We start from the raw sequence: 25615 nt of genomic DNA on the forward strand, positions 1-25615 counted from the left end.
GACCACGAAGAAAGCAAGTTTGCGTTAGATTTCCGTCATGAACCGCACAGAAATTCGGGTAAATCACCAAAAAGGCGGAATGTATCGACTTGTACGACAACCCGTTACTAGGGTGCCGCTTTGAAAAATTTACGCAAATTTTCCTGTTTATTTAGCTGTAATTGTTGCGATTAATTATAAAACGCTTTACTTTTGCACTCCTATTTGTAAAACGATGTAAAGCAATGGCTAAGAAAGGTAATAGAGTACAGGTCATATTGGAATGCACAGAACAAAAAGAAAGCGGTGTTCCAGGCATGTCACGTTATGTGACCACAAAAAATCGGAAGAATACGCCAGGCCGTATGGAATTGAAGAAATTCAACTCTTTCCTGAGACGTTACACAGTCCACAAAGAAATTAAGTAAGTTCGTTTGTTACCCGTTAACTGTCACGTGAAGCTGATCAATAACCGGGTAAGCGCGCAACAGTTAATCTAACATTATAACTTCTAACTGATATACAGACATGGCAAAGAAAGTAGTTGCTACCCTGAAAAAAGAAGGCGGTAAGGCATTTGCAAAAGTGATCAAGGCCGTTAAATCTCCTAAAACAGGAGCTTATACCTTCAAAGAAGAAATCGTTCCCCTGGACGGTGTACAGGGCGCATTGAAAAACTAGTCTTCGACTTCGCTCAGACTGACAGCCAGTGTCACCCTGAGCACAGCCGAAGGGCGAGATTTTGATATTGAGTTTATAAAAAGTCCCTTTCCGGGACTTTTTTGTTTTATTTTTGAGCCATTAATGTAATCAGCACTATGGGTTTATTTGGCTTTTTTTCAAAGGAGAAAAAAGAAACACTAGACAAGGGCCTCGAAAAAACCAAAGACAGCTTCTTTGGCAAGCTTTCGCGCGCGATCGTCGGTAAAACGACGATCGATGAGGAAGTCCTCGATGAACTGGAAGATATACTGGTAAGCTCCGACGTGGGCGTGGAAACGACCGTGAAGGTCATCAAACGTATCGAAGAGCGCGTAGCCAGGGACAAATATGCATCGGCAGCCGAGCTCGACATTATCCTGCGGGAGGAAATCGCGGCATTGCTGACCGAAAACAAGTCGGTTGACATTACCGACAGCTTCGAAACCGAGCATTTGCCCAAACCTTACGTGATAATGGTGGTAGGGGTGAATGGTGTGGGGAAAACAACGACCATCGGAAAGCTGGCGCACCAGTTTCACCAGCGCGGCCACAAAGTGGTGCTCGGCGCGGCGGATACTTTCAGGGCAGCGGCGGTAGACCAGCTGAAGCTCTGGGGCCAGCGCGTGAATGTGCCCGTGATCGACCACGGGATGAACACCGATCCGTCGGCAGTTGCGTACGACGCGATCAAAAAAGGCGTCGAATCCAATGCGGATGTGATCATCATCGACACCGCGGGCCGTTTGCATACGAAAGTGAACCTGATGAACGAGCTCTCGAAGATCAAGCGCGTCATGCAGAAGATCCTTCCCGAAGCGCCGCACGAGGTATTGCTCGTCCTCGACGGCAGCACCGGCCAGAACGCCGTCATCCAGGCGCGCGAGTTCACGAAAGTGACCGACATTACGGCATTAGCCATTACCAAACTGGACGGAACGGCCAAAGGCGGTGTCGTGATCGGTATTTCGGACGAATTCAAAATCCCCGTCAAATACATCGGCGTAGGCGAGAAAATGGATGATCTGCAAGTATTCGACCGCTCGGAGTTTGTGGATTCGTTGTTTAAGAAAATAGGATAACAGCCGCTGATCGTGTTTTGTAACCGTTTGGGACGCTGTTGTTTCGGAACATATTTGAAAGAGGTATCTTGAAGTGAAATGCTTTGAGACACCTCTTTTTGCTATGGAAACACTGATTATCTTTTTGGGCGTATTTCTGCCAGTAGCCTGGGGTATATGGCGATTGGTTCAGTATACAAAGGACACCATCGGTACAAATTCACCGGTGAAGGTAAAGCGAACATATCGCGCGAAATCCTGGACTTACTTCGCCACCTTCGACAATGTTATGTTATATCTGGTGGGCATGATAGGATTCTTTCTGGTACGGGGGACATTCACATTTCATTTCGTTCCCGAAAACAATGCATTCATCGGTAGAATTTTTGTTTTCACGGTTGGGGCATTACTGGTGGGTGGCAGTTTGTGCATGCTGCTGATTGACCTGAATCATTGGAAATACGCAAGGGGTGTGGTCATCGAAACGTTTCCCGAAAGACATGAACTGGAAATAACCTTCGAAGATGCCAAACTCAGGTTAAAAGAAGGTGATATTGTGCGCATTCTGGTTACCGGGCAAATAACCAAAATGCATATCACCTACACTACGTTTCACCTAGATAATGGCCATCACTTTATTCTTCCCTATAAAATGCCTGGAATTTGGGTCATTCAGGAGTATTTTAAAAAAATCCCGACGGAATTTCGGCATAAGCGATTTCCTTTCATTCCATAGTGCTTCCTGTCTGATTTTTCACGAACTTTGCACCCCATTTCGCCGTTCATTATCAGTCACTTTGACGCAGAATGGCGGTTAATCAATTTCAAAGCATACAGCTTATGGCTTAAAGCCTACGGCCAATATCAATGAAAACCAAAGGAATAGTTAAGAATAAAGTCAATATCGTGACGCTGGGTTGCTCCAAAAATCTGGTCGACTCGGAGGTACTTTACACCCAGCTCAAAGGCAATGGGTTCGCCGTGGACCACGAGTCGAAAAAGGATGATTCGCAGATCGTCGTGATCAATACCTGCGGGTTTATCGACAATGCGAAAGAGGAATCAATCAACACCATTTTGCGCTATGCCGATGCGAAAGCGGCCGGTATGGTGGATAAGGTGTACGTTACAGGCTGCCTGTCGCACCGGTACAAGGACGAACTTTCGGTTGAAATACCTACTGTCGACGCCTGGTTCGGTACCAACGAACTCCCGCGCCTGCTTAAAACACTGAAAGCCGATTACAAGCACGAGCTCGTAGGCGAGCGCCTGCTCACCACGCCCGCGCATTACGCATACCTGAAAATCGCCGAAGGCTGCGACCGTCCTTGCTCGTTCTGCGCAATCCCGCTCATGCGTGGGAGCCACGTTTCCCGGCCGATCGACGAGCTGGTAAAAGAAGCTAAATCCCTTGCAAAGCGCGGTACGAAGGAGCTGATCCTCATCGCCCAGGATTTGACTTATTACGGTCTCGATATTTACAAAAAACGCAATCTTTCCGACCTGCTCCGTAACCTGTCCGACGTGGAGGGCATCGACTGGATCCGCCTGCAATATGCCTATCCGGCCGGTTTCCCGATGGACGTGCTGGACGTGATGAACGAGCGCAGCAACATCGCCAGGTACCTCGATATGCCGCTGCAATCGGGTTCGACGGAAATGCTGAAACTCATGCGCCGCGGCATTACCCGCGAAAAAACGGAAGCATTGATCCACTCGATCCGCGACAAAGTGCCCGATATCGCATTACGCACGACGCTGATCGTCGGCCACCCCGGCGAGACGGAAGCATTGTTTGATGAGACTTACGAGTTTGTTGAAAAAATGCGTTTCGACCGGCTGGGGGCATTCCAGTATTCCCACGAGGACAATACGCATTCGTTCACGATGGAAGACGATATCGACCCGGAAGTGAAACAGGAACGTGCGGACGCCATTATGGAGTTGCAGCAGGGTATTTCGGCCGAGCTGAACCAGCAGAAGATCGACAAGACATTTAAAGTGCTTTTCGACCGCAAGGAAGGCGGCTATTTTATCGGCCGCACCGAGTTCGACTCGCCGGAAGTTGATAATGAAGTGCTTGTACCCGCGAGCCAGTACGTGCGCCTGGGCGATTTTGCGCATGTAAAAGTGACTTCCGCCGAGGAATTCGACCTGTACGGCGAGGTGATTTCGTAATGCATTTCCGGCAAATGGCTGCATTGCCTACATTTGCCCCAATATTTGAAAAGAACAATTTAAAAAAGCATGTTACAACGTATTCAAACCATCTTCCTGGCTATGGTGATCATCGGAATGGGCATTTTCCTGGCCTTCCCGATCTGGTCGAAAGTAGCGGTTGCGGGAGGGCAAAGTGTCGATCTGACGGCCCTTCGCCTGCATCATCAGATCAACGAAGTGCAATCCAATGACAAGCCGGTATATTATTTCGTGGTGCTGGCCATTCTTACGGCCGGTGTGGCTGCTTACGCGATTTTACAGTTCAAAAACCGTGTGCTGCAATCGGCATTATGTGCCGTGAACTCGATTCTGATGACGGTAACGATGGGTCTGGTGATCTACTTCACTTTTTACCAAACCTCAAAACTATTCGATCCGGAACTCGCCGGCAAATACGATATCGGCTTTTTCGGGCTGGTAGGGGCCATGCTCTCGAACGTTTTCGCCAACCGCTTCATCCGCAAGGACGAGCGCGAGGTGCAGCAGTCCAAGAGATTCAGATAATCAGCAAAAAAGGCAGGTCGTCATACCTGCCTTTTTTTATACCAGTCCCTCCCGCAGCAAGTCGTGCAAATGCACAAAACCCAGCGCTTTCCCTTCCTCGACTACCACCACCTGCGTAATGCTTTTGGACTGCATTACTTCCAGCGCGTTTACGGCATATTCATCAGGAGAAACGGTAATCGGCGATTGCGTCATAATATCCCTTGCATGTAGATCGAGGAGCCCTGCGGCTCCGTAGGTTTTCAGCATCCGGCGCAGGTCGCCGTCGGTGATAATGCCGGCCATCAGCCCGTTTGCATCGATTACGGCCGTTGCTCCGAGGCGTTTGGAGGTCATTTCGAGAATAACTTCCTGCAAAGTGGCCTGTTCGCTCACGGTAGGCAATGCGTTGTGGGGGTAAAGGTCGCATACTTTGAGGTAGAGGCGCTTGCCCAGCGAGCCGCCGGGATGGTACCGGGCGAAATCGTCGTGCGTGAAGCCGCGCGCTTCGAGCAGGCAAATGGCCAATGCGTCGCCGAGCGCCATCGTAACGGACGTGCTCGTCGTAGGCGCGAGGTTGAGCGGGTCGGCCTCCGCAGGGGCGTGCGCGTGAAGCGTGAGAATGCAGTTTTTCGCTAAGTACGAGTCCCTGTTGCTCACCATCGCGATCATTTGTACGCCGGTGCGTTTGAGCAGCGGCACGAGCACCTTGATCTCCGGCGTGTCACCACTTTTGGAGATCACGATCACGACGTCGTTCTCCTGGATCATGCCTAAATCCCCATGAATCGCGTCGGCCGCGTGCATAAAAAGCGCTGGCGTCCCGGTGGAGTTCAGGGTAGCCACAATCTTCTGACCTACAATAGCACTTTTACCTACACCAGAGACTACAACGCGTCCTCCGGAATGTAAAATGGCATATACGCATTTTTCAAATTCATCATCAATCAATTCAATCAGATTGCGTACTGCTTCCGCCTCCTGACGTAATACTTCTTTTGCGATTGACTGAATATTTTTTATTAATTTCAAATCTGAAACACAGTTTAGAGCGACAAAAACGTCATAATTTATTTCAAAGCGCAAAGATAGGGAAGTTTGGAATAACCATTTTGTGAACAGAGTATGGTACAGCAGGTTGATAAAGTCATTGAAGACACATTAAAAGGGAAGCTTAAAGAAATATTTGGATACAGTCAATTCCGCGGAGATCAGGAAGTTATCATACAAAATATCCTTTTAGGTAAAAATACATTCGTGATCATGCCCACGGGCGCAGGCAAGTCTCTCTGCTACCAGCTTCCTGCCCTAGTCAGCGACGGACTGACCATCGTTATTTCTCCGCTGATCGCTTTGATGAAAAACCAGGTCGACCAGCTTACCGCGTTCGGTATCAACGCCCAATTCCTGAATTCCACGCTGACCAAGGCTGAAATGACGCGCGTCAAAACCGACGCGCTCGACGGAACCCTGAAACTGCTCTATATCGCGCCCGAATCGCTCACGAAAGAAGACAACCTCGACTTTCTGAAAAGGGTCAAAATCTCGTTCGTCGCCATCGACGAAGCGCATTGTATTTCCGAATGGGGCCACGACTTCCGGCCTGAATACCGTCGTATCCACGGAATTATCGAGAATATCGGTAACCTGCCCATTATCGCGCTTACAGCTACCGCCACGCCGAAAGTGCAGCAGGATATCCGTAAAAACCTGCAAATGGAGGAAGCGGAGACGTTCAAATCCTCGTTTAACCGCAAAAACCTCTACTACGAAATCCGCCCCAAAAAGGACGTCAAAAAGCAGCTCATCCGCTATATCCGCAACAACAAAGGCAAGTCGGGCATTGTATACTGCCTGAGCCGGAAGACGGTGGAGGAGGTAGCCGAGCTTTTGAATGTCAACGACGTACGGGCATTACCGTACCATGCGGGCCTTGACGCCGGCACGCGGATGGCCAACCAGGACGCGTTCCTGAACGAGGAATGCGACGTGATCGTGGCGACGATCGCATTCGGGATGGGGATCGACAAGCCGGATGTCCGCTTTGTGATCCATTACGACGTGCCCAAATCGCTCGAAGGCTACTACCAGGAGACCGGCCGCGCGGGCCGCGACGGACTGGAAGGCAACTGCCTGATGTTTTACAGCTACGAAGACATTCAGAAGCTCGAAAAGTTCAATAAGGACAAAACCGTTACGGAACGCGACAATGCGCGGCATTTGCTGAACGAAATGGTCGCCTATTCGACGCTGGGCGTTTGCCGGCGGCGGCAGCTGCTGAGCTACTTCGGGGAATACCTCGAAAAAGATTGCGGCTACTGCGACAATTGCAACAAACATACCGACAAAATCAAGGTGCAGGACGACGTGATCCTGATCCTGAAATCGGTACTGCTCACCGAACAGCGATTCGATGCCGATCACATTGCCGATCTCCTTACTTCAACCGATAACCAGTACGTCAAAAGTTACGAACACGACCAGCTCGAGGTATTCGGCAAGGGTCTGGAACTGAACGAGTCACGCGATTACTGGGTTTCGGCGATCCGCCAGCTGGTGATTTTTAACTACCTGGAAAAAGACATCGAAAACTACGGTGTCATCCGATTGGGAGAGAAAGGCGCCAACTATCTGAACGACCCTTACCCTGTAACGCTCCACAAGGACCACAACTTCGACGAAGAAGATGTGAAATCCGACGAGGACGACAAGGAATCGCTGAATGGAAGCGGCAGCGCACACGCCTACGACGAGGCATTGCTGGGTATGCTCAAAGCATTGCGTAAGAAGGTCGCGAAAGAAAAGAACCTGCCGCCTTACGTGATCTTCCAGGACCCTTCGATGGAAGAAATGGCCACCACTTACCCCACGACCCAGCAGGAAATGGCGCAGATCAACGGCGTGGGAATGGGGAAAGTCCAGAAATTCGGAAGGCCGTTTATCGAATTGATTTCAAGATACGTGGAGGAAAACGAGATCGAAACGGCGAAAGACGTTGTGATCAAATCCACGGTCAATAAATCCAAAATCAAGATTTTTATCATCCAGCAGGTCGATCGCAAGATCAGTCTCGACGAAATCGCCGAGGTGAAAGACCTCGCGCTGGCCGATGTGATCGAAGAAGTGGAGCACATTTGCTACTCCGGCACGAAACTGAACCTGGATTACTATATCAACCAGGTGATCGACCGCGAGCGGCAGAAGGATATTTATGATTATTTTATGACCGCCGAGACCGACAACATTGCGACCGCACTCAACGAGTTCGACGGAGAGGAGGTCAGCGAAGAAGAACTACGGCTGATGCGGATCAAGTTTTTGTCGGAACTCGCCAACTAACAGCGCCCCGGGAATACCGCCGGAACATCAGTATTATTCGAATTTTTAAAACCTGTTATGAACATACTCATCTTGGGATCTGGCGGAAGAGAGCACGCTTTCGCCTGGAAAATAGCCCAAAGCCCTCTTTGCGACAGCTTGTTTATGGCCCCGGGAAATGCCGGAACAGCAAGTGTGGCAACGAACCTATCTATTTCTTACAACGATTTTGACTCCATTGCCAACGCGGTAATTGAAAATAGTATCGAACTCGTCATCGTAGGCCCCGAAGAACCGTTGGTTAATGGGGTAGTCGATTACTTCAATGGCCGTGACGACCTGGCCAAAGTACGCATCATCGGGCCCGACAAAGCCGGTGCGCAGCTCGAAGGCAGCAAGGACTTTTCGAAGCAGTTTATGCAGAAATACAGCATTCCAACCGCCGCTTCGCAGACCTTCACCGCCGACGACCTCGAAATCGGTTTGGAATATCTTGAAAATCACTCCTTACCGATCGTACTCAAAGCCGACGGGCTGGCGGCAGGCAAGGGCGTGATCATCGCCGAAAAGCATGCTGATGCCACGCAGGCATTCCGCGAAATGCTGCTGGACGGCAAATTCGGCAAGGCGGGTAATAAAGTTGTGGTAGAACAATTCCTGAAAGGGATAGAATTGTCTGTTTTTGTACTTACTGATGGTGAGCACTACAAAATTCTGCCCGAAGCGAAGGATTACAAGCGTATCGGCGAGAACGATACGGGCCTGAACACGGGCGGGATGGGCGCTGTCTCGCCGGTGACGTTCGCGGATGCGAATTTTATCAGAAAAGTAGAAGAGAAGGTCGTAAAACCTACATTGCATGGGCTGCAAAGCGAAGGCATTAAATATGTAGGCTTTATATTCATCGGATTGATGAATATTAAAGGCGAGCCTTATGTGATTGAATACAACGTCCGGATGGGCGATCCTGAAACCGAAGTCGTAATTCCACGTATCCAGTCGGATTTCGCCATGCTCATGGCCGCGACTGCGAAAGGTACCCTGCAAGATTTTGAATTGCAGATCTCGCCGCAAGTGGCCGTTACCACGGTAGTGGTATCGGGCGGTTACCCGGAAGATTACGAAAAAGGAAAAGTGATTTCGGGAACAGAAAAAGTGGAAGAAGTGCATGTATTCCATGCAGGGACCACTTTTAATGCAAACGCCGAAGTCGTGACCAACGGAGGGCGGGTAATGGCGCTGACAGGCCTGGCCAATTCCCTCGAAAATGCTGTACACAAGTCGCAGCGGGCTGCACAAGTGGTGCAATACGAAGGGAAATACTTCCGGCACGATATTGGCGTGGATTTAATTCGTTATAACGATTGATGAAGCGGAGTAATTATGGGATGTGGATCATGTTCATCCGGAGGCTGCGGTACTAGCGGTACGGCTGTCGCCGGATGTGGAAGTAAAGGAAGCTGCGGAACGGGCGGATGCAACAAAATGAATGTTTTCGACTGGCTGAGCCATATGGACGTGCCGTCGGGACAGCGTTTTGATGTAGTCGAAGTCAAGTTCAAAGGAGGCAGAAAGGAATATTTCCGGAATATAAATCAGCTGGAATTTATTACAGGCGATTTTGTCGTGTGTGAAATGGCATCCGGCCAGCATATTGGAACGGTATCGTTGCAGGGGGAACTCGTGCGCCTGCAAATGAAGCGCAAGAGCATCCAGATGAACGACGACCTGCACGTGATTTATCGTGTGGCGAGCGAGAAGGACCTCGATAAGTTCACACAGGCGATGGCACGCGAAATGCCCACGCTCTACCGCACACGGGAGATCATCCGCGATATGAAGCTCAATATGAAGCTTTCGGACGTGGAATACCAGGCCGATAATACCAAAACGACCTTCTACTATTCGTCGGAAGAGCGTGTGGATTTCCGGGAATTGATCAAATCGCTGGCGTCGGAGTTTAAGGTGCGCATTGAAATGCGGCAGATCAGCCTGCGACAGGAAGCGAGCCGTCTCGGCGGACTGGGTTCCTGCGGGCGTGAACTGTGCTGCTCCACCTGGCTTACCGATTTCAAGAATATTTCAACGGCTGCGGCGCGTTACCAGAACCTCTCGCTAAACCCGGCCAAGCTGTCGGGCCAATGCGGAAGACTGAAATGCTGCCTCAACTACGAGCTGGAAACGTACATCGATGCATTGCGGGATATCCCGACGGTGGATGCGCCTTTGAAAACTAAAAAAGGCGTCGCGACACTGCAAAAGACGGATATTTTCAAAAAGATCATGTGGTTCGGCTTCGATAAGGACACCAACTGGTATCCTGTGCCCATCGATAAAGTACTGGAAATCATTGAGCTGAACAAAAAGGACATTATCCCTGAATCGCTGGAAATCCTGACACCGGAACCGGAAAAGGGCCTGGATAAAGTGCCCGGCAAGCTCAATAGTGATCTGGAAAACCTCGACAAGAAGTACAGCGACGAGCAAAAGAAAAAGAAAAAGAAGAAAAGCCGGTCCGGTAAAAATCGGGGTAACGGCCCCGAAAATAGCGCGGGCGATAATGCAGGCGGCGAATCCGGGAACATTAATCCGGGTAGTAATGCCGGCAACGCACCTTCGAACAAGGGTAATAACCAAAACCAGGGTCAGCGTAACCGTGGTAACAACCAGGGCGAAGGACCGAGAAACCGGGGTAATAACAACGGCGACGAGCCCCGCGAAAAGGGAAATAACCCGAACGAAGGCCAGCGTAACCGTGGTAACAACCAGGGTAACGAGCCGAGAAACAAAGGCAATAACAATCCCGGCGGTGAGCCCCGCAACAAGGGCAACAATACCCCTGAGGGCGGAAACCGAAATCCGGAAGGTGGAAACAGAAACCCCGAAGGCAACAGAAACAACCGGAACCGCAACAGGGGGCAGCAAAAGCCAGCCGGCGGCCCGCCGCCTCCGCCCCAGGAGCGCAGCGAAGGTTAATACAGTTTCAAACGAATCCAAACGGGCCAGCTCATTCCAAGACTGGCCCGTTTTTTAGCATTACCATCTGTGAAAGAACACGTTGAAAAGCTTTATGCGCTGAGCAGCAAACCTGTGCGCAGGATTGTCGGCCTCATGTCCGGTACCTCGCTCGATGGGCTGGATGTGGCACTTTGCCGCGTAGAGGGAAGCGGTCCGGGCACGTCGTTGCAGGTGGAACATTTCAAAACGGTGCCTTATGAAGCGCGTTTCAGGAACGAGGTGCGGGAGATTTTCGCCAAACGGCAGATCGACTTCCAGCATTTGGTACTGCTTAACCCACTCATCGGCCTGCAACACGGACAAATGATCCTCGACTGCCTCACCGAATGGGGAATAGAAGCAAGTGACGTAGATTTGATCGCCAGCCACGGGCAAACCGTTTTCCACGCGCCCCAAAAGCAGCATGGACTGCCCGGTTTCCCGAATGCGACCCTGCAAATCGGCGATGGCGACCATATCGCCGTAAAAACCGGCATTATCACCCTCAGCGATTTCAGGCAGAAACACATTGCGGCAGGTGGAGAAGGCGCACCATTGGCCGTGTACGGCGATTATTTTTTGTTTTCCCAAAAGAATGAGAACCGCATACTGCTCAATATGGGCGGCATTGCCAACTTCACGTTCCTTCCCGGTAACCTCGATGCTTCACTCGTTTTCACCACCGATACCGGGCCGGGCAATACATTGATCGACGCATTGACGCGTCAACTATACGGGAAGCCTTTCGATGAAAACGGCAGCATCGCCACCAGCGGCAATATCGACGGCGCACTGCTGAACGCATTGAAGGATGCGTCTTTCTTTGAACAGCCCTTCCCGAAAACAACGGGCCCGGAGGTTTTCAGCCTCGGTTACGTGGAGGATGCGCAAAAGCGTTCCAATCGCGAAGGTATCGCACCTGCGGACCTGATCGCGACGCTCACGCAGTTCAGTGCCGAAACCATTTCGGAGGCGATCCGCAATGCAATGCCGGAGGGTGAGATATTTGAAGTTTACGCCAGCGGTGGCGGCGCGCACAACCCGGTGCTTATGCAGGCGATAGGAGCATTGTTGGGTATTCAAATCCGCAGAATCGACGAACTTGGTGTGGCAGGCGATGCGAAGGAGGCGGTGTTGTTCGCAGTTCTGGCCAATGAGGCCGTGGCGGGTGAGGCGACGTATTTTGGGGAAAAACAAGGCGTGCCCGGCGTTTCGATGGGGAAAATATCCTTCCCCGGTTAAGTAAGGAAAAAGTAAGTAAATATATGTACGACATTACCATCATAGGCGGCGGCATCGTAGGCCTCGCAACAGCCCTCCGCATCAAAGAGCAACGGCCCGCATTGAAAGTGCTTCTGCTTGAAAAAGAAAACGAAGTGGCCAAACACCAGACCGGCCACAACAGCGGCGTGATACACTCCGGGCTATATTATAAACCCGGAAGCCTCAAAGCAACGAACTGCATCCGTGGCTACCGCATGCTTATTGATTTCTGCGAGAGGGAAGGCGTTGCCTATGATTTGTGTGGAAAAATAGTGGTAGCCACTACCGAAGCGCAGCGCCCATTGCTTCGTAACCTCTTCGACCGTGGTAACCAGAACGGCCTGACCGACAACCGGATGATCTCGGAAGGGGAAATGAAGGAAATCGAGCCGCATGTGAAGGGCCTGGAAGGCATTTGGGTGCCTTATACCGGCATTATCGACTATAAAACCGTTTGTGAAAAATACGCCGACAATTTCCGGAAGCTCGACGGCGAATTGCGCTTCAATGAGAAAGTGACGGACGTAAAAAACCGCAACACGCATTCGGAAGTGGTGACGGCTACCGGGAAGGTGTTTGAAACGAAACTCGTCGTGAACTGCGCCGGGCTGTATTCCGACAAAGTGGCCCAGCTGACGCAGCCGGAGAATATCAATGTGCGCATTATCCCGTTCCGCGGCGAATATTACAAGATCCGTCCCGAAAAGCATTACCTGGTTAAAAATCTCATTTACCCCGTGCCTGACCCGAATTTCCCGTTCCTGGGCGTGCATTTCACGCGCATGATCGAAGGCGGCATCGAAGCAGGGCCTAATGCGGTATTTGCATTTAAAAGGGAAGGATACAGTAAACTGGATATTCATGTGCCCGAAATGCTCGAATCGCTCACGTGGCCGGGTTTCCGGAAGGTAGCGATGAAGTACTGGCGCACGGGCATGGGCGAATATTACCGCTCATTTTCCAAAGCCGCATTTACGAAAGCATTGCAGGGCCTTATTCCTGAAATTCAGAGCGAAGACCTCATTCCCGGCGGCTCGGGCGTACGCGCACAGGCCTGCGATTACGACGGGGGCCTGCTCGACGATTTTTCCATTATCGAAAATAAAACGGCGATTAATGTGTGCAATGCACCTTCGCCGGCCGCGACGTCGTCATTGTCCATCGGGCAAACGGTTTCCGAAAAAGTACTTTCAAGATTTTAGAATTGCTTTTTGTACAAATAAAAACCGGCCACCCCTTCACGGAATGGCCGGTTTTCGTTGACAGGCTTTCGTAATTACGCTTTCTTCGCTTGCGCCATCCCGAACATAATGATGTGGATCAGGGCAAAAACCATCGAGAAATAATAGATTCCCGTGTCGGCACCGTCGGTTTGCAGGTGGTGGAAGTAAGCGATCACGCCCAGCAATACTGCCAGCACGATGCCCACCAGACCTACCGTTTTGCTACCGGCGGCAATCGCTGCCGGCAATCTGTTCGACAGGAAGCTGTTTTTGATTCCATAATACAAATACACGTCGAAACCGATGATCATCCATACGAACAGACGGATCCAGGTATCGAGCGGCAGGAACGCCATCATGAAGAAGCAGGTGAAGACCCCCAGGATCGGAACCAATGGAACGAGCGGCGTTTTGAATGCACGCGGCGCATTCGGCATTTGCTTGCGCATCACGATGATACCGATACAAACGAGGATGAATGCGAACAATGTACCGATACTCGTCATTTCACCCACGACACGCGCCGGCACGAATGCCGCGAAAAGGCTCACAAACACAAGAAACATGGTATTGTTTTTAACCGGCGTCTGGAATTTCGGGTGAACCGCAGAGAATACGCGGGGGAGCAGGCCGTCTTTGCTCATACTGAAAAATACGCGGCTCTGGCCCAAAAGCATTACCAGGATCACAGAAGCATAACCGGCAAGGATTGCGACGATGATCGCGCGGTTCAGCCACGGATAGTCGGGGTGAATGGCGCCGCTGGCGTCGGTAGTACCCATATTTTCGATGGCCACAGCTACCGGTGCGATACCGTCCTGGCCTTTGAATGCGGTATAGTTAGTTACGCCCGTCATCACGTGCGCAAAAAGGATATAAAGGATGGTACAGATCACCAGTGAACCCAGGATACCGATCGGCATGTCTTTTCTTGGGTTTTTGGCTTCCTGCGCCGCGGTACTTACGGCATCGAAACCGATATAGGCAAAGAATACGATCGCCGCGGCCCGTATGATCCCGCTGAAACCGTATTCCCCGAATGTGCCCGTGTTATCGGGAATGTATGGTACATAGTTCGATTCGTTGATATACTTCCAGCCGAGGATGATGAAGATGATCACAACGGCAACTTTCAGGCCTACGATAATGCCGTTGACCAATGCGCTTTCCTGTGTGCCTTTCATGAGGAGCAGGCTCATCAGGATCACGATGAAAATAGCGGGGAGATTGATCACACCGCCGTCCCACGGGCCTACCGTCAGGGCCGTGGGTAAATGCACGTCAAACCCCTCGCAGAACTTGACTAAATACCGGCTCCAGCTGATACTTACCGTGGCGGCACCTACCGCGTATTCGAGTACAAGATCCCAGCCGATAATCCACGCGATGAACTCGCCCATGGTGGCGTAGGAATAGGTGTAGGCGCTACCTGCAACCGGGATCATGGACGCAAATTCGGCATAGCAAAGGCCTGCGAATGCACAGCCCAATGCGGCTACGATAAAGGAGATGGTGATCGCGGGACCCGCCTGGTTGGCTGCGGCCCCCCCGGTAATCGAGAAAAGACCCGCGCCGATAATGGCACCAATCCCCAGGGCGACGAGGCTTCCTGGGCCCAGCGTCCGTTTTAGTTGGTTACCTTCACCGGAGGATTCCTGTAAAAGTTTTTCAAGTGGTTTCTTAATCCAGAGTTGACTTGCCATATATTGGGTTTGTTGTTGTAGAAATGATGGTGTGTTAAAGCTAAAATAAAATTTGCTAACTGCGTGCGGGCACCAAAGAAAAAGAGGGTAAGTACAAAACTTACCCTCTTTTATTCTTTTATTTTTAAGCTTTTACTTTTTTGGTAGCCGCTGCCGCCGTCGCGTCTGCAACTGCCGCCGGTGCCGGTTCGCTCTTCTGTGAACGTTGCAGCAGGTCGACCACGATTGGTGCCGCTACGAAGAGTGAAGAATACGTACCTACGATTACCCCGAGGAGCATACAGAATGTAAACCCGCGGATTACCGCACCACCGAAGATCATCAGAACGATCAACACGAGGATTACCGAAATACCGGTTACGGCCGTACGGCTCAAGGTGCTGTTCAAGGCATTGTTGATAACGGTCGACAAGCTTTGGCCACGCGATTTGTCGTCGGCGAGGTAGTCGCGGATACGGTCATAAATTACGACGGTATCGTTCATGGAGTAACCGATCATCGTCAGGATCGCACCGATGAATGCCTGGTCGATATCCAGTGACCAGGGCAGCCAGCCGTTGAAGAGCGAGAAGATCGCGAGAATGATCACCACGTCGTGCGCGAGTGACATAACCGCACCGTAAGAGAACGCCACGCGTTTGAAACGGATGAAGATGTACACGAAGTTGGCCGCCAGTGCAAGCAATACTGCGTAAACCGCGCTCCACAACGTGTCTTTCGCCATAGTAGGTCCTACTTTGTTAGAGCTTACGATGGTTGCCTTGTTGTTTGCGATTTTTTTAGTGCCTTCCAGGATTTTGGTTTCCGCTTTCTGGTCAGCTTCCGGCGTTACGTCTTCGATCAGGTAAGGAGTCGTGATTTTCACCTGGTCCTGTCCGCCGAATGTTTTTACTTCCGTTGTCGAGCCGAGCACTTCGTCCATGCTGGTACGCAGTTCGTCCGCATCTACATTGTTTTCAAAACGAACCACATACGAGCGGCCGCCTTTGAAATCGATACCTAGTCCAAATCCTTTGAAAATGAACGATCCCACACCGATCGCGATGATGATCGACGAAATGATGTAGAAACGACGGCGTTGCGATACGAAATCGAAGTGGTTGTCCTGGAACCAGTTTTTGGTCAGGTTAGTCGCGAATGCGAAAGTCTTACCGTTTTTGATTTTTTGTTCCAACAGCAAACGTGTAATGAAGATCGCGCTGAACAAAGAAGTCAAAAGGCCGAGTACGAGTGTCGTTGCAAAGCCCAGTACCAGACCGGTACCGAATGTGTACAGGATGATACCCGTCAAAAGCGTTGTCACGTTGGAGTCGATGATGGCGGTCAATGAATGCTTGAAACCGTCACGGATCGACTGCCCGAATGCCTTACCGGTAGCGAGTTCTGCTTTAATACCTTCGTAAATCAGTACGTTGGCATCTACCGCCATACCGATCGAAAGCACAATACCTGCAATACCCGAGAGGGTCAATACCGCCCCAAGGGAGGCCATGACACCCAACAGGAAGAACAAGTTGATCAAAAGCGCGATGTCCGCGATCCAGCCGGCCTGGTTGTAATACGCAATCATGAACACGAGTACGATCAGAAGACCTACCGCCGATGACAGCAAACCATCATTGATCGCTTCCGCACCCAGCGAAGAACCTACTACGGCCTCTTCCACGATATGCGTCGGCGCAGGCAGCTTACCCGCTTTCAATACGTTCGACATATCCTTTGTCTCTTCCACGGTGAAGCTACCGGTGATCGACGAGTTACCGTTAGGGATCTCGCCTTGTACGGTTGGAGCCGTGTAAACGAGGTTATCGATGATGATCGCTACCGGGCGGCCTACGCTGCGGGCGGTAAGTGAGCGCCATTTGCGGGCACCTTCGCCGTTCATACGCATGGTCACTTCCGGACGGCCGCGGTCGTCATAGTCGTGGGTAGCATCTACGATCACGTCACCTTCCATGGCTGCTTCGCCATTGGATTTCTTGATGAAATACAAAGGCAGGATCAGCTGGTTGCCGCCGGCTTCGGTGCCTTTGCGGTCCCACATAAATACGAGGTCGGCAGGGAAAAGCGAGCGTACTTCCGGGCGGCGCAGGATTTCGCTGGCGCGCGCGGTGTCTTTCAGGTACACGCCCAATCCTTGCGGCATCGGCACGAAAAGGCTCGTCAATGCAGCACTTTGGGCTGCGATTGCAGCCGAGTCGGTAGCAGTAGAATCTGCTTTTTTCTCCAACTGGGCAGCCAGGCCGCCTTCTGTCGACTTTTTAGTAGTATCGGTAGAAACGGCAGCGGCAGGTGCAGCGCCTTTCTTGGCAGCTTTTTCGAGCTCAGCCTGCTGGGTCAGGTAGCGGCCGAGGCCTTCGAGGCCGGCACCCAGCTCCTGGGTCAGGTATACTTCTGCAAATTCCAGTTTCGCAGCACCTGAAAGCAGGCGGCGAACACGTTCAGGGTTATCCACACCGGGAAGCTCTACCAATACGCGGTTCTGGCCTGGCAGACGCTGGATGTTCGGGTTGGTAACACCGAATTTGTCGATACGCGCCTGGGTGATCTGGAATGCGCGGTCGATAGAACCGTCGATTTCCGTTTTCAGCATTTTGATCACGTCCGAATCCGACGAGTTGCTGTTGATCTTACCGCGGTTGGCGCTGGTAGCGAATACCGAAGCGAGGCTGGTATTCGGCGCAGCTTCTTTATAAGCGCTTACAAAACGGTTGATAAACGTGCTGTTGTTGGCCGATTTGTCTTCGCCCGCTTTTTTCAATGCATTCTGGAATGCCGCACTGCGTGCATTACCGCCCGCCATTCCTTTCAGAATGTCAGCAGGAGCTACTTCCAATACCACGTGCATACCGCCCTGAAGGTCGAGGCCGAGGTTGAGCTCGCGCTCCATTACTTCCTGCAAAGTATGGCCCAGGTACACATCCTCACGCCACAGCGAGTCGATGTAATGTTGTTTTTTGGTCATATCCACCTCGCCTTTCGCATCGGTTGCATAGGCTACCGCCTTGCTTTTGATGTTGCGCGACACAAAAGTGAAGGAGAGATAATAGACGCTAATAAGGGCGATGACGATCGTCAACGCGATTATCCCGTTCTTGTTGGTCATTTTGAAATGAAAAATTTAATTGAAATTCCTGAAATACAATGAGAAACGGCCGGGCCGTGAGGCACAGGCGGTGGTAACGCGGCATGTCATAAGGACGAGCCGCGCCTGCGAAGCGCGCTAGGGAGCGTTGGTGACTATAAACCGGCCGAATATCCGCTGAAAATGCGAAACCAGGAATACCGGCTCGACGAACGCCGTGCGGGCAACGAATTTCCGGGCAACGAAATGCCAGACGGGCTGCGGTAAAAAGTATAGGTATTGGTAAAAATCGAAGGAAATGGCGGGCGTAATGACCGCATTCAGGCTGAGAGCGCTTACCTCGGGCTGGTCACCCTGCCTCGAAGGCGCATCGGCATGCTTGCTGAGCCCTTTGGAGATTGCTTCCGTTTTAACACTTTTGAAAGATCCGTTCTCCGCGTGATCCGACCATGACCGTGCCCCTGCCACCATCAATAGCATGATGGCTAGCATTAAGCTGATGGCCTGGTTAAATACGCGTACAGTCTTCACTTTCAGATTCGGGATTTCAATGAAACCGCAAATTTGATTGTAAAAAACCAGAATCGCAAAATAAATTTCAAGGGTATTTGTATTACTATTTTGTTAATAACTTGTGTTTTCTTCGTTTTCGAGCTCAAAACACGATTTCAGAACCAGTTTTCTAAGCGAATGGAAATCAGGAAAATACGAGTGGGATTGCAAACGACCATTGCCGGCTAGCTTGCGGCGAGCGTGGCATAGCCAAGCGGAACGGCATCAGCATCGGCCGCTTGGATCGTGAATACCGATGCGGCGGGAGCGAGATCAAGGGACACTTCAAAGTCATATTCGACGGGGATGAACCAACCCAGAAGCCAGTTGACCATCGTTTCGAAACTTTTGCTTTGCAAACAATCATTCAATTGGCGGGGCGTACCGACCTCTATTTGCACGCGGATTTGCGGCAGGCCGGTATCCAGCTCACCACCCAGCGAAGTATCGGTGCCCAGCCTTGAATCGCCCATGCCGGTAACGGCCTCACAATGGTGTTTTAATCCAAAAACCTCTCCGATCCGCACCGGCATTTGCAGGGCAGCCGCCATTATTTCCTCCGCTTTATCAAGGTCGCCGCAGTGTACCGACATCAGCGGCAGATGGGGCAGCAATTTTACAAACACTTTTTCATCCACCGACACCGGCGCTTGCCAGAATGTTTTCAGCTCGCCCAGCAGCAGCGAGTCCACCGCCAACTCCCAGGCCGACTGTTCAAGCAATGTCAGGTTCAGGCGGTTAAGAAAGAATTCCTGTTCCAAAGGCAGAAAAAAAAGACGCGACTGCTGTTCCTTTTCTCGTTGCAGCCGGATTTCCTCTACCTTCTTTTTGGTCGTGTTGATGCCGGCCGAGGACGGCAGGTGAAACAGCTGTTCGGGCAAATGGTCATAAATGCCGCTTCGGTTGGAGTCGATCACATGGCCTTTGAAATGGCCGAGTTCCAGCTCGCGGGTAGCCTCCACGTCGCGGTGGCCGCGGCGTTTGAAATCGCCCAGCGGGCGCAGCAGGATTTGCGCTACCGGAATGCCGCAGGCAAGCCAGGTGCTGGCGATAAACTCGGCTTTGAGGTCGGGGCGGGGTTCCATGGAGGGCAGTTATGGTCAGGAGTTTTCAGGCTTGATTGGGAATGGTGACTACCTGAATGGGGTACATACCGGTGGAAAGGCGCGTTACTTTTAGCTGTAATGCCTCGCATTCGCGGGCCCAGTCTTCGCTGCGGCCTGCCTGCGGCGTTGGGGTGAGACCTATTTGGAGGCAGCGTACGAAGCCCTGTCCCGGCATTGTACCAGGCATGAAGTGCGGTTTGACCTGAATTTTACGCAAATGACCGCCTATTTCGGCGGTACAGAACGCCCGGATGTCTTCCAGGGTCACGAGCCGGTTGCGGGTGACGATATTTTTTCGCAGCTGGTTCACATATTCCGTTTCATCGGGCTTCCCGCGCCCGCCCGTAGCCCGCGTAAGCATGACCGTGTCGCCTGCACTTACGCCCGAGGCCGCGTACGATTGCAGGCGCGTACCGGCGGGAATGCCGTTGGCCTGGTCGGCGAGGGTGCTCCAATAGGCGATGAACAGCACGTCCGCATGCTTATCGCCCCGCATAACGAGAAATGGCTGTGCAGCCGTTTCACTGGCCTTCTTAATGCCGAGCTTTTGCTCTATCCGTGCCATATTCTGCGCGATTTCACGGAGAATGGAAGCCAGGAAATCCTCGCCGACCGCATTGAATGCCGTCACCTCGTCGCGCAGAAGCTCGACCAGCTGATAAAGGACCGTCCGTGCATCGCGCTGGTCAAACCGGCCGATGCCCTGCTGCCGGAGCGTATAGGTGCGCGTGGCTTGCCCGTCGTCGGTGTACAGGTTCTTTTCGGAAGGCGCGTAAGATTGCCCTTTTTGGTTAATCACACTTTGAATGCCCATGAAAGCGTCGCCGGTGGGCAATGCAACGCCATTCAGACCGGGTTGGAGCCGGTAGGTAATCTTGTTGAGCTGTTTGTTCTGAACCGGAAATGCATTCAGCGCGACATTCATTTCTTCAAATCCGGCGGCAGGAAATATGGCCGGCCAGGTTACCTGTACCCACACAAGCGGCCGTTTAAGCGACTGCAAGGTGCGGCTATCGAACATTTCTTCAAATGCTGCCGGGTAGGGTTCAGTCTTCAACTTTCCTTTTTCCCAGGAATCGTCGCTGGCGATGCGGATGAAGCTGTTATTATAAATGAGTATGGAATCGTCGGGCTCGTCGTCCTGCAAGCCGGGCATTGCCGGCAGGTTTTTTTCATTGCCCTGCCAGCGGGTAGCGGGCAGGAATTCCCGGTATTGATATTCACCCGGGGCCGCCCAATCGAAATAGAAACGAAACCCGTCCCAGGACGTAATGCCCGTATCCACATCCAGGCCCAGCCAGATACTCTGCTCACCGCCGGGCTGGGGAAGTGTTTTGGTAATCAATGTTTTAATGCCTTTTTCGATCGAAAAAAGCGCTAGCGGCGTTGCGTAGTGCACAATAGCCGCATTCACGATCGGGTAACGGCCGGTCGGTGCAAAGTGTATATCGCTGCTTTCACCCTTCCGTGCATTGGTACGCTTGCCTGAAAGCTGGTTTTCCGGCTCGACCCAGCCGGTGGGTTCCTGCGAGCGTGCCTGGGCGATGGCCGTGGCCGGCAGCGGTCCGTTATGCGTTTCGGGGGCCAGGATCTCGGCCAGGCGGGTCATAAGCCGGAGCTCGGTATGCTGTATTTCCTGCCCTACCTTCTCAAATTCCACCGAACAGGCTTCCACAAGCAGCCTCACCAGCGGGTCAAATTGGTCGGCATGGGCGTCGTCGATGCCCCAGAGCTCGGCGCAGCGTTTGATGAGCCGGCGCGAGATGTTTTCCTTGGTATAGCTCAGCGTTTCAGGCATATTATTCGATGGATAAGGGCGATATGAAAATGCGTTCGAAGAAAACGAACGGCTCGTTGGTGCGGCGGATCATCGCTTTGACCTCCACGCCCACGCGCTTGCGGACGTAGTTGTTGGTTTTGGTCAAAATTTCAAATTCCTCCATTTCGATCCTGATTTTGACGTTCGTCAGCCGCCGCTCGTAAGTGCTTACGGCCTCTTCCAGCGATTCGCGGATGAGGTCTTTCCATTTGATCTGGGACAATACTGAAAAATCATAGTCCCAGAGCGCGCAGCCATAGCGACTGTCGAAACGGTTTTCGTCGAAGTGGGTGACCATCAGCAGGTATAAATGCTGGTGGATCGCCTCCCTGTCGGGGCAGCGCGGATGCGGCTGGCCGGCCACGATACGGTCGAGCGAGAGCGGCAGGGAATAGTTTTGATCTTCCATCCGGCGTTTACTAATTTGTGGTTGTATTAATGAAAGTCTCGCTTATTTTTGTCTGATCACCATTCTTCCAGCTTCCCGATGAACCTTCCGTTTGCCAAAACTGTCACGCAACGCCTTCAAATCCTGTATGCAGTTGTTATGATAGCCTTATTGACTTTGGTAGGAGCGCTGGGTTTCCGGGTGATCGATTACCGCGACGCTTACCCGATGGCGATGTCGTTTTTTCTCGTGCTGGGCATCCTGCACGTTTACCTGCTTTCGCAATGGTTTGGCCGCCTTTTTGAAAGCCGCTCGGCCCGCGCGGTCGGTTTTACGTTGCTGATCACGCTGGTTACCGCGCTGGTAATCCTTTTGCTGTACCATAAAATTGCCCGGGAATTGTTGAAAGGCCTGGGGATGGCCACGGCGCTGGTGGGTTTTCTATTCCCGGTTTTTGTAGCGCGGGTCTACCAAAGCTATCTCGAAATACCGCTTAAAGAATATAAAAAGTGGTATTACCCCGTGGGCCAGCCGCTGCCCGACATGGACCTGCTCGACCTTTCCCGTGTGCTGGTAATCCAGTTTGAATTCACCAAGCGTGCCGATGAGCCCGCATTCACCAATTTCCGCGCCAAAGCGCCGCATTCGATGCTTTTCGGCGAGCTCTTTTTCATCTTCCTGAACGACTACAACGACCGCAATCCAGCAAGCCCGGTGGAATACCTGGCGCCCGACGGCACGCCGTACGGCTGGTTGTTTTACAAAAAACAGCCCTGGTACAAGCGCCGCGTTTACATGGACCCGGACCTGACATTCCAGGCCAACCACATTGTCGATAATGAAACCGTCGTGGCGGTCAGGGCCTGATGTATTCGATTTAGGAAAGAGGCGGGAACATCTCCCGCCTCTGCCGTTTTACCAGCGATTGGTATGCGGGGTGCCGAATAGTTTGATTTCCCGTGCCGAAAGCGTGATGCTCGTCGTCATCGGCATAGAGCCGGTTTCCACGAAGCTTTCCGAGTATTGAACACAATAGACGTCGGTCAATTCGAGCTCCTTCTGGGTTTGCTCCTCGTCTACATTCTTGAAAGTGACCTTGGCAGAAGCTTTCTTGCCGTCCGGGTCTACCATCCACTCCCAGAGGCTCTGGCTGTCGCTGGCGCTGGAAGAATCGACTTGTATGAAAACGTTTCCTCCATAAACTTTTGAAGAAACACGTCCTTTATCGTCAGTGGATTGGGATAATGAATAGCTGCATGATATCACGGCGATACCGTCTCCGGAAGGACCGCCATCCCAGGTGAAATACGCATCAAAACTTGAAGCTGGCATAATTGTAAGTGTTTAAAAGTGAATGGATTGATTATGGATATATTGACTTAGTTGAGCATGACGAGCGATCCCCGCACGACGGTATTGCCACTGCTGGTAAGTTCGGCCATGGCGTCGCCTTCCACATTGACCTGCGCCCCTTTCAGCTTGGCGCCAGCGGTACCTTCGGCTTTCAGTTCGGTGCCGGCTTTGATTTCGATGTCGGTACCGCTTTCGATTTTAATATTCTGATCAGCCTTGATGGAGATTTCGCCGGCATGCAGATCGAACTTGCCGCCGGCAGTCACGGTAATGTCCTCGGTGGCCTCGATCGTGAGTTCTTTGGATTTGACTTCGACGAGCCCGTTCTCGACATGCAGGCGAATACGGCCGTCGTCTTTGAATGCGAATTCCAGGAATGTATCGGTCTTGTTCCGGTTGCTGATCTGGATTTTGGCATCGCCTTCCTGATCGATGTAGACGATCATATTCCCCGACCGCGTGGCGATGACTTTGATGTCGTTATGATCGGAGGTGTAACTGATGTCTTCTTCCGGTTTGGGGTATAAACTGTTCATAACGAAAGGGTTTTCAGCCAGGTTGCCTTCATATCCCACCATCACCACCGCCCCGACTTCCGGCACGAAGTTGATGCCCCGGCCGGCGGAGCTATGTAGGGTCCCGACCCGCATCCAGATCGATTCCTGGTCCTGCTGGCGGCTTTGGCCCCAGAAGAATTTCACTCTTACCCGGCCCAGCTCCTCCTCGTCGTCGTTGGCGATCACCTCGGCCTGCTCGGTTTCGCCCAGCGGGTTGCGCACGTAAGGGTTATTCGGCGGGTGCTGTGCCGATTCGGGCACCGCATTAAAGGTATTCTGGTAGCTGCCGGCTGTATTCACCTCGTGGCGGATGTGTACGACGCGGTATTTGCCGAAATTCTCTTCATAAGCCTCGCCGCGCTCGTTCAGCCGCTGGCCTTTTACAGCGAGTACCGTCCCTACGCTCATTGTAGGCGTTTCGCCGGCGCCTTTAAAATCCACCATTGAGGTTACCCGGGCCGAGCGTTCCATTTTGGTGAGCTCGTCGAGCTCCCGCTGCGTTCCGATGATTTCCGGCGCGGGCAGCAGGGACGTTTGTGCAAACAGGGCATCCGACTGATCCAGCGCAAATTCGCTCAGCGTCGTGAGCCCGTCGACATGCTGGGAGGACGATTGGCCCGTAAATGCCTCGGGAATGGTGTAGTTATATCCTTCAAAACTAAATGCGGCCGGTTGAAGTCTGAGCGCCACGTCGAAATTCTGTAAGCCATCTACGAGAAAATCAACTTCCTGCGAGCCGTTGTTGCCCAGCACCAGCTCACGGCCATTATAATAAAACCATTCACAGCAGCGGTCGGCTACGCGGCAGAGGAATTTGTAATTACTTTCATTGTACTGGGTAAACGGAACCTGTCTACCGCCATTTTCGGGGCTTAGCTGCTTCCTCAACAGATTTTGCGGGTACGGCTGCAACACCGTATTGAACAGATCCTGCACCGAGCTGCGGAGGAACGACCGCCGCTGCACCGAATCTTCGAGCACAATGGTGGGGCTGTATCCTTTCAATACGAATGCGCTGCTCATGTCGCTCAGGCTGCGCAGCCGGATTTCGGTTACAATGCCTTGAAACACAAAGTCGAAAGAGTCGGAGCCGAGGCGGGGGCTGAACGAGAAGGTGATTTTCTTGCCCATCACCGCCCGGTGCGAGCGGTTGAAGAAATGCTCGCCCTCGTCTTCCAGCTGGTCGAAAGGTACCAGCAGCTCGAACCAGTGGTGGGCGAACAAATCCTGCTCGATCACCAGCCCGAGGTGCCGGGTGATTTGCGTACCGCCTTCGATTTCAATGCTCGTATTAACCTGTCGTGCCATTTAGCTGCTTATTTCAACCTGACCGATTTTGACTTTCTGGGGTAAAATCACCAGTTCATACACCAATGCGAGACTGCTGTCTCGCAGGAAATAATCCTTGCCGCGATGCTGGGGCAAATAGTTCTTCGTGTCCGGCACGTGCGCCTGCTTATGACCGCGGATGGTCGACTGCCTGGCGCGGAACGATTCGCGGAAACCCACGCAATAGGCATCTTCAAACTCCATTTTGCGGAGGAGCTGCGAGTCGTTGTCGTATTTGAATTCGACTTGCCCGCCGAGCTGCCGGTCGTTTTTGAATGCCCAATCGTAGAGTAATGCGAAATCGTCGTTCTGCGCCGGCGCGATCGTCATGCGGATAAGCCGCGCTTTGGGCGAATCCGTCGGGCTGCCGCGCTCGTCGGCATTGCGGTTGCAGCCGTACGACAGTTTTTTGACCTTAAACTCTTTTCCGTCCAGCGTAAGGTGTGCCTCCACGCCGATACTCGCATCCTGATCCGCCAT

At 52.1% G+C, this 25615-nt stretch carries 22 protein-coding genes; 12 read left to right on the top strand and 10 right to left on the bottom strand.

Features of this window, described 5'->3' with window-relative positions; genetic code table 11:
• Window positions 1–224 precede the first annotated feature (224 nt).
• The 6 genes from rpmG to H144_RS0124525 all read left to right on the top strand — a co-directional run bounded on the left by rpmG (window position 225) and on the right by H144_RS0124525 (window position 4463).
• Complete coding sequence (gene rpmG / locus H144_RS0124500) at window positions 225–407, top strand: 50S ribosomal protein L33 (RefSeq protein ID WP_019944752.1); 183 nt, start codon at window positions 225–227, stop codon at window positions 405–407.
• Between the two features lie 100 nt (window positions 408–507).
• The gene (locus H144_RS34025) at window positions 508–660 is read left to right on the top strand and encodes a DUF4295 domain-containing protein (RefSeq protein WP_015813059.1); all 153 of its coding nucleotides are present in this window, start codon (window positions 508–510) and stop codon (window positions 658–660) included.
• Between the two features lie 137 nt (window positions 661–797).
• Complete coding sequence (gene ftsY / locus H144_RS0124510; protein ID WP_019944753.1) at window positions 798–1760, top strand: signal recognition particle-docking protein FtsY; 963 nt, start codon at window positions 798–800, stop codon at window positions 1758–1760.
• Between the two features lie 103 nt (window positions 1761–1863).
• Window positions 1864–2475 (top strand): PH domain-containing protein, encoded by a 612-nt coding sequence (locus H144_RS0124515; protein WP_019944754.1) that lies wholly within the window; start codon window positions 1864–1866, stop codon window positions 2473–2475.
• 131 nt (window positions 2476–2606) lie between these two features.
• Entirely contained in the window at window positions 2607–3917 is a 1311-nt protein-coding gene (gene rimO, locus H144_RS0124520) for a 30S ribosomal protein S12 methylthiotransferase RimO (protein ID WP_019944755.1), read from the top strand.
• Between the two features lie 69 nt (window positions 3918–3986).
• Window positions 3987–4463: a DUF4293 domain-containing protein gene (locus H144_RS0124525; protein ID WP_019944756.1), complete on the top strand. Its 477-nt coding sequence runs from the start codon at window positions 3987–3989 to the stop codon at window positions 4461–4463.
• Between the two features lie 36 nt (window positions 4464–4499).
• On the opposite strand, the gene H144_RS0124530 is transcribed toward H144_RS0124525, so the two are convergent.
• The gene (locus H144_RS0124530; RefSeq protein WP_019944757.1) at window positions 4500–5474 is read right to left on the bottom strand and encodes a KpsF/GutQ family sugar-phosphate isomerase; all 975 of its coding nucleotides are present in this window, start codon (window positions 5472–5474) and stop codon (window positions 4500–4502) included.
• A 93-nt stretch (window positions 5475–5567) separates the two neighbouring features.
• Between H144_RS0124530 and recQ the strand changes: the two genes are divergently transcribed.
• The 5 genes from recQ (at window position 5568) to lhgD (ending at window position 13222) form a co-directional block, all read left to right on the top strand.
• Complete coding sequence (gene recQ / locus H144_RS0124535; protein WP_019944758.1) at window positions 5568–7781, top strand: DNA helicase RecQ; 2214 nt, start codon at window positions 5568–5570, stop codon at window positions 7779–7781.
• A gap of 57 nt (window positions 7782–7838) precedes the next feature.
• Window positions 7839–9128 carry a phosphoribosylamine--glycine ligase gene (gene purD / locus H144_RS0124540; RefSeq protein ID WP_026350969.1) on the top strand — a complete coding sequence of 430 codons (1290 nt, stop codon included), beginning with the start codon at window positions 7839–7841 and terminating at the stop codon, window positions 9126–9128.
• Between the two features lie 117 nt (window positions 9129–9245).
• Window positions 9246–10736, top strand: coding sequence for a regulatory iron-sulfur-containing complex subunit RicT (locus H144_RS32455; protein WP_157505119.1), 1491 nt, complete (start codon window positions 9246–9248; stop codon window positions 10734–10736).
• Window positions 10737–10805: 69 nt separating this feature from the next.
• A complete protein-coding gene (locus tag H144_RS0124550; RefSeq protein WP_019944761.1) occupies window positions 10806–11999 on the top strand; it encodes an anhydro-N-acetylmuramic acid kinase in 1194 nt (397 codons plus the stop codon).
• A 23-nt stretch (window positions 12000–12022) separates the two neighbouring features.
• Complete coding sequence (gene lhgD, locus H144_RS0124555; protein WP_019944762.1) at window positions 12023–13222, top strand: L-2-hydroxyglutarate dehydrogenase; 1200 nt, start codon at window positions 12023–12025, stop codon at window positions 13220–13222.
• Between the two features lie 74 nt (window positions 13223–13296).
• Here the strand turns inward: lhgD and H144_RS0124560 are convergent, their stop codons facing one another.
• The 6 genes from H144_RS0124560 to H144_RS0124595 all read right to left on the bottom strand — a co-directional run bounded on the left by H144_RS0124560 (window position 13297) and on the right by H144_RS0124595 (window position 21917).
• A complete protein-coding gene (locus tag H144_RS0124560) occupies window positions 13297–14946 on the bottom strand; it encodes an amino acid permease (protein ID WP_019944763.1) in 1650 nt (549 codons plus the stop codon).
• A 124-nt stretch (window positions 14947–15070) separates the two neighbouring features.
• Complete coding sequence (gene secDF / locus H144_RS0124565) at window positions 15071–18052, bottom strand: protein translocase subunit SecDF (protein ID WP_019944764.1); 2982 nt, start codon at window positions 18050–18052, stop codon at window positions 15071–15073.
• A 117-nt stretch (window positions 18053–18169) separates the two neighbouring features.
• Window positions 18170–18523, bottom strand: coding sequence for a hypothetical protein (locus tag H144_RS0124575; protein WP_019944766.1), 354 nt, complete (start codon window positions 18521–18523; stop codon window positions 18170–18172).
• Between the two features lie 245 nt (window positions 18524–18768).
• Entirely contained in the window at window positions 18769–19668 is a 900-nt protein-coding gene (locus H144_RS0124585) for a type VI secretion system baseplate subunit TssG (RefSeq protein WP_019944768.1), read from the bottom strand.
• A 25-nt stretch (window positions 19669–19693) separates the two neighbouring features.
• Entirely contained in the window at window positions 19694–21487 is a 1794-nt protein-coding gene (locus tag H144_RS0124590) for a type VI secretion system baseplate subunit TssF (RefSeq protein WP_019944769.1), read from the bottom strand.
• Between the two features lies 1 nt (window position 21488).
• Window positions 21489–21917, bottom strand: a complete 429-nt coding sequence (locus H144_RS0124595) for a GPW/gp25 family protein (RefSeq protein ID WP_019944770.1) — start codon at window positions 21915–21917, stop codon at window positions 21489–21491.
• A gap of 78 nt (window positions 21918–21995) precedes the next feature.
• Between H144_RS0124595 and H144_RS0124600 the strand changes: the two genes are divergently transcribed.
• The gene (locus tag H144_RS0124600; protein WP_019944771.1) at window positions 21996–22763 is read left to right on the top strand and encodes a TssN family type VI secretion system protein; all 768 of its coding nucleotides are present in this window, start codon (window positions 21996–21998) and stop codon (window positions 22761–22763) included.
• Window positions 22764–22811: 48 nt separating this feature from the next.
• Here H144_RS0124600 and tssD (H144_RS0124605) read toward each other — a convergent pair whose 3' ends face one another.
• The 3 genes from tssD (H144_RS0124605) to tssD (H144_RS0124615) are packed head-to-tail and all read right to left on the bottom strand — an operon-like array spanning window position 22812 to window position 25615.
• Window positions 22812–23228: a type VI secretion system tube protein TssD gene (tssD, locus tag H144_RS0124605; RefSeq protein ID WP_019944772.1), complete on the bottom strand. Its 417-nt coding sequence runs from the start codon at window positions 23226–23228 to the stop codon at window positions 22812–22814.
• A gap of 47 nt (window positions 23229–23275) precedes the next feature.
• Entirely contained in the window at window positions 23276–25114 is a 1839-nt protein-coding gene (locus H144_RS0124610) for a type VI secretion system Vgr family protein (protein ID WP_019944773.1), read from the bottom strand.
• The gene (gene tssD / locus H144_RS0124615) at window positions 25115–25615 is read right to left on the bottom strand and encodes a type VI secretion system tube protein TssD (RefSeq protein ID WP_019944774.1); all 501 of its coding nucleotides are present in this window, start codon (window positions 25613–25615) and stop codon (window positions 25115–25117) included.

Origin of the sequence: Dyadobacter beijingensis DSM 21582 (assembly GCF_000382205.1) — a bacterium.
Lineage (GTDB): Bacteria > Bacteroidota > Bacteroidia > Cytophagales > Spirosomataceae > Dyadobacter > Dyadobacter beijingensis.